General features: G+C 64.8%; 13 protein-coding genes. 1 reads left to right on the top strand and 12 read right to left on the bottom strand.

Annotated features, from left to right (window positions below; genetic code table 11):
• Positions 1–24: 24 nt before the first annotated feature.
• The 11 genes from B9D87_RS09825 to B9D87_RS09775 form a co-directional block, all read right to left on the bottom strand.
• The gene (locus B9D87_RS09825) at positions 25–1,218 is read right to left on the bottom strand and encodes an amidohydrolase family protein (protein ID WP_007770148.1); all 1,194 of its coding nucleotides are present in this window, start codon (positions 1,216–1,218) and stop codon (positions 25–27) included.
• A gap of 56 nt (positions 1,219–1,274) precedes the next feature.
• Complete coding sequence (locus B9D87_RS09820; protein WP_040629709.1) at positions 1,275–2,033, bottom strand: SDR family NAD(P)-dependent oxidoreductase; 759 nt, start codon at positions 2,031–2,033, stop codon at positions 1,275–1,277.
• Positions 2,030–2,635: an SDR family oxidoreductase gene (locus tag B9D87_RS09815; protein WP_007770152.1), complete on the bottom strand. Its 606-nt coding sequence runs from the start codon at positions 2,633–2,635 to the stop codon at positions 2,030–2,032. The genes B9D87_RS09820 and B9D87_RS09815 overlap by 4 nt, the downstream gene beginning before the upstream one ends.
• 1 nt (position 2,636) lies before the next feature.
• Positions 2,637–2,999, bottom strand: coding sequence for a hypothetical protein (locus tag B9D87_RS09810; RefSeq protein ID WP_052002502.1), 363 nt, complete (start codon positions 2,997–2,999; stop codon positions 2,637–2,639).
• Between the two features lie 73 nt (positions 3,000–3,072).
• Positions 3,073–3,732, bottom strand: a complete 660-nt coding sequence (locus B9D87_RS09805) for a hypothetical protein (RefSeq protein WP_040630109.1) — start codon at positions 3,730–3,732, stop codon at positions 3,073–3,075.
• A 359-nt stretch (positions 3,733–4,091) separates the two neighbouring features.
• Positions 4,092–5,543 (bottom strand): class I adenylate-forming enzyme family protein, encoded by a 1,452-nt coding sequence (locus B9D87_RS09800; RefSeq protein WP_007770157.1) that lies wholly within the window; start codon positions 5,541–5,543, stop codon positions 4,092–4,094.
• Complete coding sequence (locus B9D87_RS09795) at positions 5,540–6,340, bottom strand: enoyl-CoA hydratase/isomerase family protein (RefSeq protein WP_007770160.1); 801 nt, start codon at positions 6,338–6,340, stop codon at positions 5,540–5,542. Before B9D87_RS09795 ends, B9D87_RS09800 begins: the two co-directional genes overlap by 4 nt.
• A complete protein-coding gene (locus B9D87_RS09790; RefSeq protein WP_007770161.1) occupies positions 6,337–7,152 on the bottom strand; it encodes an enoyl-CoA hydratase/isomerase family protein in 816 nt (271 codons plus the stop codon). Before B9D87_RS09790 ends, B9D87_RS09795 begins: the two co-directional genes overlap by 4 nt.
• Positions 7,149–8,408, bottom strand: coding sequence for an acyl-CoA dehydrogenase family protein (locus B9D87_RS09785; protein WP_007770163.1), 1,260 nt, complete (start codon positions 8,406–8,408; stop codon positions 7,149–7,151). The genes B9D87_RS09790 and B9D87_RS09785 overlap by 4 nt, the downstream gene beginning before the upstream one ends.
• 17 nt (positions 8,409–8,425) lie before the next feature.
• Positions 8,426–9,232 carry an enoyl-CoA hydratase/isomerase family protein gene (locus B9D87_RS09780; protein ID WP_007770164.1) on the bottom strand — a complete coding sequence of 269 codons (807 nt, stop codon included), beginning with the start codon at positions 9,230–9,232 and terminating at the stop codon, positions 8,426–8,428.
• 4 nt (positions 9,233–9,236) lie between these two features.
• Complete coding sequence (locus tag B9D87_RS09775) at positions 9,237–10,487, bottom strand: hotdog family protein (protein ID WP_007770165.1); 1,251 nt, start codon at positions 10,485–10,487, stop codon at positions 9,237–9,239.
• Positions 10,488–10,579: 92 nt separating this feature from the next.
• Between B9D87_RS09775 and B9D87_RS09770 the strand changes: the two genes are divergently transcribed.
• Positions 10,580–11,413: an enoyl-CoA hydratase/isomerase family protein gene (locus tag B9D87_RS09770; RefSeq protein ID WP_007770166.1), complete on the top strand. Its 834-nt coding sequence runs from the start codon at positions 10,580–10,582 to the stop codon at positions 11,411–11,413.
• 10 nt (positions 11,414–11,423) lie between these two features.
• Here B9D87_RS09770 and B9D87_RS09765 read toward each other — a convergent pair whose 3' ends face one another.
• The gene (locus tag B9D87_RS09765; protein ID WP_040629711.1) at positions 11,424–12,290 is read right to left on the bottom strand and encodes an SDR family NAD(P)-dependent oxidoreductase; all 867 of its coding nucleotides are present in this window, start codon (positions 12,288–12,290) and stop codon (positions 11,424–11,426) included.
• Positions 12,291–12,347 lie beyond the last annotated feature (57 nt).

The raw sequence follows: 12,347 nt of genomic DNA, 5'->3' as shown, positions 1-12,347 counted from the left end.
TCTGAAGCGGTCTGTCGGACTCGGCTAGACACCGATGAGCTCCTTGAGGTTGCCGCCCATCACTCGCGCCCTGGTGTCCTCCGGAAGATCCTCGAGCTCCTTGACGAAATCCGCGGGCTCGGCCAGCCCCTCGGGATGCGGGTAGTCCGAGCCGAACATCACGCGATCCGCACCCAGGATGTCGATGAGGTGCGACATGTCCTCCTCGTGGAACGGATTGATCCACACGTGTCTGCGGAAGACTTCGCAGGGATGCTCGCTGAAGTCGTATGGCCTCTTGCGGTATACGCGGTCGAACACATCCAACAGGCGGTGTGCCCACGAGCCGCCGTTCTCGACCACGCCGATGCGTACCCCGGGGAAGCGCTCGAAGACCCCGTGCGCGATGAACGCCGCAAGAGTGTCGAAGATGTTTCGGCTCTCCTCGTAGATGAAACCCCGTAGCTTGCTCAGCGCGAATCCGTTGAACTCCGTAGCTTCCTCCCAGTCGTCGACGTAGCGCTCATAGCCGGAGTCCGAGTTGTGCATCTGCACCGAGATACCCGAATTCTCGACCAGTCGCCAGAAATCGTCGAACTCCGGCAGCGCCGGTGACCGCGACGTGCCGTCCTCGCGCGGAACGGGTGCGGGCCGGATCAGTACCGTCCGGGCGCCATTGTTCAGGCACCATTCGAGTTCCTGGACGCCCAGCACGGGATCGTTCAGCGAGATTGCCGGAACGGGGAAGATTCGGTCCTGGTAGTTGAACGTCCAGTCGTCGAGTAACCAACGATTGAACGCATGCGTGACCGCGTGGGTGAGCTCGGTGTCAGATTTGGTCCTTTCCTCGAGCATGCCTGCTGTAGTCGGGAACATCACGGCACCGTAGACGCCCTGCCGGTCCATCAGGGCCAGGCGTAGGTCGGGCCGGCGGAACTCATCGGGGCAGCGGATCGGTTCGGCGAGTTCGCGCAATGTCTTGCCCTCTGGGTTTATGCCCCGGAAGTAATCGGACCAAGCGCCCGGGGTAGGGATCACCTCGTATGTCGGGTTGGGGATGCACTCGGTGACTGTGCCCAAGATCTGCAGCTTCTTGCGGCCGTTGACATCGATGAACTTCAGTGCCTCGGAGTACTTCTCCGGCAGATACCGGGTGTAGGCGTCGATGGTCTCGTACATGTGATTGTCGGCGTCCCAGACTTCTACTGCCTTGTTGTCGTTCACCCGCGCCTCCAGCATGTGAGAGAATGTAGATTCTCAAGATAGCAAACGGTTGTATCCGTCGACGACCGGGCTCAGAGGTTCATGAAATGCCCACCGTCGACACCCAGCGTCTGACCGGTGATGTAGCGTGCGGCGGGGCCGACGAGGAACGCGACGGCTGAGCCGACATCGCGTTCAGGGTCTCCGATGCGTCCCAGCGGTATTTGGCGTTCCAGCCTTTCTCCCATCGCCGGATCGGCCTCGATCGCCGCAGTCATCGACGGTGAGTAGGCGAGCGGCGAAACCACATTCACCGTGATGCGGTGAGGGGCCCACTCACGCGCAAGGCTCTTGGCGAATCCGCGTAACGCTCCCTTCATCGTGGCGTAGAGCGGCAGTGTCGCACTGCCTTCGATGCCGGCGGGCGAGGTCATTACGAGGAATGTTCCGCCCCGCTTCTTCAAAGCGGGAAATGCGGACGTGGCGCAGTAGTAAGCTCCGCGCAATGACACCGAGTAGTGCGCCGCCCAAAGCGCACGATTGACGTCAGCCAGTTGGTGTGGCTGGCTGGATACGTTGCTCGTGGCATTGTGCACGACGGCATCGAGTCGGCCGGTGGTCGCCAACGACAGATCGATTGCACCGGCGACGGCTTCGCTGTCGGTCACATCGCATCGTGCCCACGTCGCTTCGTGCCCACGTGCGGTGATCTCATCGGCGACGGCAGATCCCGCCTCGGATCTGGTGGCGACGACGACGTGCGCTCCTGCCGCCGCGAGAGCCAGTGCGATGCCACGGCCGACGCCGGCGCCCGAACCCGTCACTAGCGTTGTGAGACCACGCAGGCTCATGGCAGCATCAGCGCCCCTCCGTCGACGACGATCGTCTCACCCAGCACGTGGCCGATGTCGGGGCGCAAGAGAAACGCCACCGCTGCGGCAACCGAATGGAGAAGCGTCGAGTCGTCGTAGCGCACCGCGGCAGCGAGGTGTGCGGAGACCCCGTCCATCGCAGGAGCGAACAGGCGCAGCGGAGCCGCGACGAGGTTGACAAAAACCCCTTGCGACAGCCATTGCCGCGCTGCAGATTTCGCCATCGCCCGGATGCCTTCCAGCGCGGTGGTGTAGGCCACCAGTTGGGCTGCTCCCGCCATGCCGATCGTCGGTACGACTACGACGATTCGCCTCATGTCGGCGGTAAAGGCGGAGCGCGCTCGTTGCAACCCAGTGAGGGTGTGCCACATCATGCCATCGACTATGCGATCCCAATCTTCGCCGTTAAGGCTCACCAAATCGGAGGGTCGCTGGGGAGGATCGGTAGCGACGACCACGACCGCGCCGGTGATGTCTGATGGCAGAACCCGTTCTGGTTCCACGACGATCGCGTCGAGTTTGTCTGCCAGCCCGCGCGTCAAGTCGTCGGCCAACCCCAAGACGGCGATGGACGGGGCCACGTCACCGGCTCGACTGGCGAGCTATGCGTTCATCGTGAATTGTCACCAATTCCCGGAACCCGATTCTTGCGTACCGCGGCTTGGGTTGGATGCCCCAGTCGTCACGTGCCGTGTGCTGACCGGCCGCTTCAGGTGCGCCACCGAACGGAGGTCCGCCGAGCGGGTAGGGCTGCCGGCATTCGAGACTGTCGTCGGAGAAGCGGACCTTCATGAGCTCACTGCAAATCTCGGTCAGTGACAGCGTCGGCCAGCCATACCAGACTGCCATCACCGGGACGGTCAACGAGCCCTCGAGCACCAACCCGAATAGACAGACGTACAGGCCGCGTTTGAGCCACTTGTGCATTCGCGCCCACGTCGGCATGGTTCCGATCGCCAGCGATTCAGCCGTAACATCCGGCTCCACAGCGGAATTAGACACGACGGCCCCTTCGATGCTAGTCGGAGAAGATCTCTCGGTTGACGGTGTGTAGATACGGAATGGCGAGGAACGGCGTCACGTAGAAGATGTTGAACGCCCACCAGCCGAGAACCGGCAGCCCGACTGCCGCATATCGGACGTCGGCGTACAGCGTCATGTTGAAGATGTAACCGGTCCACACGACTACTCCGAACCAACACGTCACGATCGTCCACTGGTGCCCCCACCGCTTCATTTGAAGCAGACCGATGGCAGCGGCGATGCGCATCGGGAACACGATCAACACGCAGACCATGACCCAGGCCTTCTCGCCGGGGGCGCTGGCTCCGCCGATCCAGAGTTCGTTGTAGTGCCAGAAGTAGCCGGCGTCGATCAAGTTGCCCCATGCCGTGAAAACCGTGCGCGTGATCAAAGCGTGGTTGGCGAATAGATCAAGCGCCCAGCCGATACTGTTCAGCGCGGCGTCGAGGATGATGACGTAACCGATGAGCGTGACCATCATCGGCCGCACCGACAATCCTTCGCGCTGCGCCTTTCTCAGAAGATAGATGCCTCGGCAAAACACCGGCAGTCCGACGATTCCGAGGACGAGGGTGCCCATGACTGCGGTACCTGCGATGCACCAGCGATCCGCGCGCCGTTGAATAGCACGGGTCTGTGCATCGTGCTCGTCTATGGCGAGCGAGGGGGTTGGACTCACGATCGATTACCAATCCCTCGTGAAATACATCTGGAGCTGGATCACAAACATCGCGATCAGTACTCCGTAGATGAAGATCTGAAACGCGATCAAGCCGCGCTTCCGTCGTCGATCCTGATCGTCCACGGTCACTCCCGCGCTTGTCAGAACGTGCCGATGTTGGCCAGCATCCAGTAAAAGAAGGCGACCAGCCCGCACATCACTACCCAGGTCACCGCGATGCGGATCAGTTCCTGCCACATAGACCCTCCGGTCGAAGCAACGCCTTTCCCCAGACGTTAGCATCACTCTCAATCATGAGAACAGTCGTTTCCGCATCCGATGCGGGGTGGGCGTCAGGTGCCCGCGAGCGCTGCCAGGTCGCGTTTGACCACCTTGCCGACATCGTTGCGGGGCAGCTGTTCGACGAACACGATGCGTACCGGAACCCGATACGGGGTCAGACGATCTCGACACCATGACACGAGGCCGGCTTCGGAGACCGACTCGTCGCCTCTGACAACGAATGCCCACGGCACCTCCCCGAGCCGCTCGTCGGGAACGCCGACCACGGCGGCTTCCCGCACGCCGTCGGCGGCCAAAAGCACGTCCTCCACCGTCCCGGGAAACACCTTGAGGCCACCGCGATTGATCATGTCCGACACTCGACCGTCGAGCCACAGGAATCCGTCGTCGTCAAACCAGCCGAGGTCGCCGGTGTGGAACCAGCCGTCGTCGGTGAGCCGGTCCAAGAAGGCCGGATCGATCTTCCGAGCGGATGTGGTCGGCGTGCGGACCATCACCTCGTCGTCGGCGATCGTGACGTCGATGCCGGGCAACGGCCTGCCGACCGAACCCAATTTGGTCTCGCCCCATTCGCGCGCATCGGCGGCAGACCAGCCCACCACCTCACCCCCAAGTTCGGTCTGGCCGTAGGAGTTCAGCACGATGACCCCGAACCTGTCCCGGAACCGGACCGCCTGAACGGGTGACAGGGGAGCGGTGATCGACCGCACGATCTTCAACGGCGAGAGGTCCGTAACCGAGTCGTCGTGCAAAACCATCGTGAGCGCCGCGGGCGGCAGCACCGTGGAGCGAAGCTGGTGGCGCTTGACCAGCGCCGCGAAATCCGCCGGAGAGAACCGGTCCATCAGCACCACGCCCGAGCCGGCCCGGAACGCGAACAACACTTGATAGATGCCGGCCCACAGCGACAACGACAACGGCACCAGGTTGGGCATCGGCGGGCGCTTCGGCTTGTCCGTGGCGGATTTCGTGCCGCGGAGTTTGGTCAGCAGCCGGTCGATCAGATCGAGCACCGTGGTGTGACGAAGCGGCACCGGTTTTGGCGGACCCGTGGTGCCTGACGTGAACTGCAGTAGGGCCACATCAGCGTCGTACTGCCGAGGATCGATGGGATTACGAGCCCCGGCGGTCGTTGACCACGACCCGTCCTTGCCCCGCAGTACCGGCAACCCGAACGTCGTGAAGCGTTCGGCGAGTTCGGGAGTCGTGACGATGGCGACGGGATGCAGGGTCTCGAGCTGGCTGACGATCTCCGCATCTGCCGCCCTAGGGTTCAGTGGTGTGTATACGCCGCCGGCGCGCCACGTGCCGAACAGCGCGGCGACGGTGGTGGCGTCGTTGGGCAGCATCGCGGCGACCACCTGACCGATAGCCAGTCCGCATCCGGCAAGCAATGTCCCGAGCCGTTCGGCGCTGGCCCTGAGCTCGTCGCGCGACATATCGACATCGAGCGTGTGCACGGCGACCTCGGGCAGGCCGTCCAGCAGGTCGACGAGACTCACGAATCGGCCTCCAGCGGAGCCCAACTCGGAGTTCGCTTGTCCGCGAAGGCAAGCGGTCCCTCGTTCTGGTCCGGGTGCCCCCACATCGAGGTCAGGTGCTTCGCGCCTTCTCGGCACGCATCCGTCAGCCCGTATTCGAGCGCGCCCCATAGCGCCCGCTTGGTGGCGCGCATCGCGGCCGGTGAATTGCGCGCGATCTTCTCGGCGAGCTCCTGGGCGACCTCGCGCAGCCTATCGGGCGGATCGACCACCTGGCTGATCATGCCGAGCTGGTATGCACGCTGGGCGCTGAGGCGTTCATGGCTACCCACCAAGGCCATTCGCAGCACGGCCTCTGCCGGCATCTTGCGCATCAGCGCAATGGTTTCCAGGGCGCTGACCTGTCCGATCGACACGTGCGGATCGACGAAGGTCGCATCCGACGACGCGATGACGATGTCGGCGTCGGCCACCCAGTGCAGCCCGCCGCCGGCGCACACCCCGTTGACGGCGGTGATGACCGGCTTGCCGACGTTGCAGTGCCAGGCCGTCAGCTTCAGGTCCAGCGTGCGCATGGTCTCCTGAAACTGCAGCACGGCCTCGCCATCGAGTTCCTCGACATCGGCGCCGACCTGGAAGGCCCGCCCGTTTCCGGTGTGCACGATGACGCGGACGTTGGGATCGGTGTTCAATTCCGCCCAGGCCCTCGGGAATTCCTCCCGCATCACGACGTCGTAGGCGTTGAGGCGATCTGGGCGATCGTTGATGATCCATCCGACCGGGCCGCGCCGTTCGACGATGAGCCTCTGGTATGTCATGACACCTCCGCGACATCTGGCAGCGGTTGCCACTGCGGCACGCGCTTCTCGCGCCACGCCCGGACGCCCTCGGCGTGGTCGGGGTGGTTGCGCAGCCGCCAGATCTCGGCGGCCGCATCGCTGCGGGCCTGCGTCATTCCGACTTCCAAGGAGCGCCAGAGGGCCTTCTTGGTGGCGCGCATCGCGGTAGGCGAATTCATGGCGATCGCGGCCGCGAGGCGCCCCGCCGCTGCACGAAGTCGATCGGGCGGCACGACCTCCGACAAAATCCCCAACTGGTGAGCGCGCCGAGCCGAGAGGCGTTCACTCCTGCCGCTCAGCGTCATTCGAAGCACGGCCTCCATCGGGGACTTGCGCAGCAGCGTGATGGCCTCGTAGGCGACTGCCTGGCCGATCGACACGTGGGGGTCGACGAACGACGCGCCCTCGGCCGCGATCACGATGTCGGCGTCGGCCACCAAATGCAGACCGCCCCCGGCGCACACCCCATTGACCGCGGCGATCACCGGCTTCCAGACGTCGCAGTGCCAGGACGAGATCTTCAGCTCGGCGTCTCTGGTTCGGCGGGAGTGAAGCCGCATAGCCTCCTTGTCACGCGCGACCTGGACTACATCCATTCCGGTGCAGAACGCCCCGCCGTTGGCGGCGTTGACGATGACGCGGACGTCGGGGTCGGAATCGAGGTCGGCCCAAGCAGATTCGAGTTCGTCGAGCATCAGGGCGTCGAAGGCGTTGCCCGCGTCGGGCCGGTTGAGAATCAGCCAGCCGATCCCGTCGCCTTTCGTCACGATCACCCGTTGATAGCCCGTCATGAGCGGGGAATGTCCTTCCAGGGTTTGCCTTTCCAGGGGTCAGGCTCCTTGGGTAACCCGAGGACACGCTCGCCGAGGATGTTCTTGTTGATGTCGGTGGTGCCACCCTCGGTTCCGTTGGCGAGGCTGCGCATCATGCCGTGGACGTCGCGGGGCAGCAGGTCAGGATCGTCGGTGGCGGGCCAGGCGATCGCATCCGTACCCAGCAGATCGACCATCAGGTCCTGTATCTGCTGATTGAGGGTGGCCTGGTGCACCTTGCCGATCGAGGACGCCGCGCCGGGTGACTGCCCGGCTGAAAGTGCTGCGCGCACACGCTCGTTGGTCCAGCCGCGGACCTGCTCTTGCGCCCACAAATGCATCACCTTGTTCCGGATCACCGGATCGCCCCATCGTCCGGTCTCCTTGGCGAGTGCGATCAGCCGATCGGCGCTCGAGCCACCGAGGCGGCCCATCCCACCCGAACCGGAGCCCGACACCATCTGTCGCTCACTGGACAGCGTCGAGGCACTGACGCGCCAGCCGTCGTTTACGGCGCCGACGCGCTGGGCGTCCGGCACCCGCGCTCCGTCGAGGAAGACCTCGTTGAATTCGGCCTCGCCGGTGATCTGGCGAAGCGGTCGCACCTCGACACCCGGCTGACGCATGTCGAGCAGGAAGTAGGTGATGCCTTTGTGCTTGGGCTGGTCGGGATCGGTCCGCGCCAACAGGATCGCGAAATCAGCCTCGTCGGCCCACGTGGTCCATACCTTCTGGCCGGAGATCACCCAGCCTGCGTCGTCTCCCGAGCCGTCGCGTACGGCCCTGGTGGCGAGCGACGCGAGGTCCGACCCCGCGCCCGGCTCGCTGAACAACTGGCACCACTTCTCCTCGTTACGCACGATCGGTGGCAGGAAACGTCGGCGCTGTTCCTCCGTCCCGTGACTGAACAACGCGGCGGCGGCGTTGTTGAGCCCCAGCGGGTTGAGTCGCGCGAGACGCAACGGCGCGAGCACGCCTTCGATTGCGCGCGCGACCTCGTTGTGGACGCCGAGGCCACCGTGGTCGCGAAGCCACGTAGGCGCCACCAGACCTGTGCGCGCGAACTCGGGGTACCACCTCCGGTAGTCGGCGGGGGAGCGAACGGCCCGTAGCGCGGCGGGCCCCTCGGCCGCCGCCGAACGCCACGCGGCCGGAACCTCGGCGTCGATCCATTGCCGCACTACGGCGACTGCAACGTCAACCGGGGTGTCCTGGGTGATCGGTAGTTGTGTCATGGTCTTTTCGGCATTCCTCAACGGCCCGAGAATTGCGCGTCACGCTTGTCGCGGAACGCCGCCAGGCCCTCCTTGAAATCGTCACTGCGACTCGATAATTCGAGTGCAAGCGCCTCATTCTGGAGATGGCGGTCAAGATCGAGGCCGTTGCCGCTGTGCAGCAGCCACTTGGTGAGCCCCAGCGAAACCGTGGGAGCTTGAGCCAGTTGCTCGATGAGTTGCCCTGCAACCGAGGCCAATTCGTCGGAGGCATAGGAGCCATGAATGATGCCCCACTCGGCGGCGCCGGCTCCGGTGATTTCCCTGCCCAGCATCAGCAGTTGCCTGGTGCGTACCAGTCCGATAAGCCGTGGCAGCAACCAGGCCGCGCCGCTGTCCGGGGTGAAGCCGCGGGCCATGAAGGGCTCCCAGAACCGGGCCTCGTCGGCGGCCACGCAGAAGTCTGACGCCAGCGCGAGGTGAAAGCCCAGCCCGGTCGCCCAACCGCGGACCACGGAGACGATGGGCACCTGCGTCTCCAGCATCAACGGAATCAGCCGGTTAGCCTTGTGCGGTAGGCGGCGCTGCGTGCTGCCCACGCGTGGTTTCCGTTCGGATTTCGCGTTGTTGGCGATCAGGTCCGCGCCTGCGCAGAAGTCCGGACCGTTGGCGTCGATCCTGATCACCCGCACCGATTCGTCGATGCCTGCGTCGGCCAGATTGGCGATCATCGCGTCGAGCATGGCGTCGTTGACGGCATTGCGGCGTTCGGCGCGGTCGAGGGTCAGCCGCAGGACCGGGCCCTGCTGTTCGGCCAGAAGGCCAGGGACACTGGGGTAACTCATGTGCTCAGCGCTCGGCGAACTGTTCGATGACGGCGGCCAGCAGCTCGCTCAGGTTGTCCGCGCGGCCCGGTGGCTCGGGCAGGCGCACGGGGCCCCGGTCGCGGCTGGGCAACAGGATGGTCGCGTGTCCGGGTGCGGTGATCTGGCCGCGGTGGTTGGTCGCCGCGAGTTCGAGGTCGACGGCGGGACGTTCACCGTCGGCGAGGTACTTGCGGGTCACGGTGCCGGTGATGGTGTGCACGTCACCGACGTAATTGAACAGACGAAACTCGCAATCGAGCTTCCACAGCCAGGCGTCGTCACCCATCCAGTCCGTGCACAAGTGGATGAGCCAAGTTTCGCGCATGCGCCCGTAGTCGAACGTCGTGGGATTGCCCGCGTCGCGCGCGGCATCCGGCTCCCAGTGCACGCGCTGCTGGGCATCGGGAACGCCGTATTCGTTGGGCGTATAGAAGCGGGGGATGCGTTGCCGGTTGCGCCACGCCAATCTCAACGGTCGCACGCCGTACATGCCGGTGCCCATGCCGACGTGCCAGCAGACCATGTCGGTGACCGTCAGCGGCCCCTTTGTCAGCGACCCTAGCTCGTCGCCCTCGTTGACGTCTTCCCACCACCGCGGTTCGGCACCGCGCGGGCTTTCGCGCGCATAGCGTTCGTCGAGCTCGGCGATCTCGTCGGCGGTCCAGGTCTTGAGCTCGACGGCGTCGTATTTCTTTCGGCCGCGTGCCTTGCTGCGCTCCGTGCGAATCATGTTGCGGTATTGGCCGCCCAGGATCGTGCCCTCGTCATCGCGGAAGACCTGGGCCGACCACTCGTGGATGGCGCGATCGGCGAACTCGCTGCTCTTGTCGAGCGCGGCCACCAGGGCATTGCGCCTGAAGACGCGGTGGTTGGCGCGCAGCGGCGCCCACCATTCCCGAGCCGACGAGGCGTAGAAGGCATGCACCCCGCGCAGTGGGTCGCCCTTGGTCAGTGCGCGGTCCTCGTCCGAGAGCGTCGTGACTTCGTCCTCCCCGATCAGCGTGTCGCCGCCGACGAGAGCGGGTGGGGCGACAGACTCGCCCCACACAGACTTCGCGGCGTATTCGGGGTCGGCCCACAACGGATTGGCGTCACCATAGCTTTCGGCGACGTGACGAAACGTGTCCTCGTTGGGGCGGTAGTAGTGCGGCGGCTGCGTGTGTGGAACGGCGATGCCGATGGTAGCCCGCAACATGGCCAATCCCTCATCGGTGATCAGGCCCGTCTGCCCCATCGGATTGCCTCCTCGTTGTGGCGGCCCGTGTAGTAGCCCGGACAAGGTGGAAATTAAGATACCCGAAAAACGGAAACGCCGTTAACGCAGGGGTGAACGAGATGTCAGACGAAGCATCCGGAATCGTGTGTGCGATCGGCGCCGACGGCGTCGCTCGGGTGGCAATTGATCGCCAGGAAGCGGGAAACTCGTTGTCGCCGTTGGCACGTGATGCCCTAACGGAGGCTTTCGTGCAGGCCAATGACAACCCCGATGTCCGCGCGGTGTTGTTGAGCGCCAGGGGTAGTCGGCACTTCTGCTCAGGTGCTGGACTCGCGCCGCGGCCGGAGGGCGCGGGGGCCGCCGCCGAGGCGATATCCCGGCGTCCGGGCGACATCGCGCGGATGCTTCAGCAGGGTTGGCAGCGGCTGGTCTCCTCCATCCTCGATTGTGACAAGCCGGTTGTCGCGGCGGTCAAGGGCACCGCCGCCGGGGCGGGCGCCAGTCTGGTTCTGGCGTGCGACCTGGTCGTCATGTCAACGGAGGCAAGGCTTGTCGAGGCGTTCGTGCATCGTGGGATTCTGCCGGATTCCGGTGCCATCCACCTTCTGACGAGGATCGTGGGCCTGCGCAAGGCGACCGAACTGCTGATGCTTGGTGAGCCGGTCGATGCGGCCGCGTGCGAAAGGCTCGGCCTGGTCAATCGCGTGACCGCTCCGGAAGACACCGACGCGGTCGCCGAGGAGTTCGCCGGCCGCTTGGCCGCGGGGCCGACGGTGATGCTGTCGCTGACCAAGCGGCTGTTGTCGGTGTCGTCGGAGTCCGATCGGCATCGCGCATTCGAGCAGGAGGCGTGGGCGCAGGAGGTGGTGTCGCGCACGGCGGACCTCCAGGAAGGCCTTGCGTCCTTCGCCGAACGCCGCACGCCCAAGTTCCTCGGCCGCTGACCTCAAGGCGTCAGCCTGCCGTGGGCCCACCGCGAATGGTGAAGGTGGCGGTGTCATCGATGTCGTCGATCGACTCTGCCACCGACTCGGCCGTCAGCGCCGTGTCCTCGATTCCCTTGGTGACACCGATGAACACCCGTGACACCTTCCCCGCCCCCACGGAATAGATGTGTGCAGTGCGGTCACATGACCGATGACACAGATAGACCACAACGGGCGTGACGAGCTCTGGCTGCATGGCTTTGCCGGCTTCGCCCATGATGTCCTCGGTCATTCGTGTCAGCGCGATGGGCGCGATGGCGTTGACGGCAATGCCATTGCGGGCGCCTTCGATGGCAAGGACGTGCATCATGCCCACCAGACCCATCTTGGCGGCGCCGTAGTTGGCCTGGCCAAAATTGCCGAAAAGCCCAGTGCCCGAGGTTGTCTGGACGATCCTGCCGTATTTTTGCGCCCGCATGACCGCCCACACCGCCCGAGTGACGTTGAACGCTCCGGAGAGATGCACAGCCATGACGGCGTCGACCTGATCGGCGGTCATGTTCTTGAACGCGGCGTCGCGCAGGATCCCCGCGTTGTTCACCAGCACATCAACCTGCCCGAAGGCCTCCATCGCGGTCGCCACGATCGCCGCGCCGCCCTCCTCGGTGGCTACGGAGTCGCCGTTGGCGATCGCGGTCCCCCCGGCCGCGGTGATCTCGTCGACCACGGCTTGGGCCGCCGAGCTCGATGAGCCGCTGCCGTCCACCGAACTGCCGAGGTCGTTGACCACAACCCGGGCACCGCGCCGGGCGAGTTCGAGCGCATGGCAGCGGCCGAGCCCGCCGCCGGCGCCGGTGACGATGGCTACCTGGTCGTCGAAAGTCATTGCATGCATGCAGGAGAGGTTACATTTGCTTAATCGAGAGCGATCATTTGCATCGGAGGAAAACCA

Source organism: Mycobacterium colombiense CECT 3035, assembly GCF_002105755.1.
Taxonomy (GTDB): Bacteria; Actinomycetota; Actinomycetes; order Mycobacteriales; family Mycobacteriaceae; genus Mycobacterium; species Mycobacterium colombiense.
The sequence above is the reverse complement of the archived record's forward strand: the minus strand, read 5'-3'. Positions and strand labels throughout refer to the sequence as shown.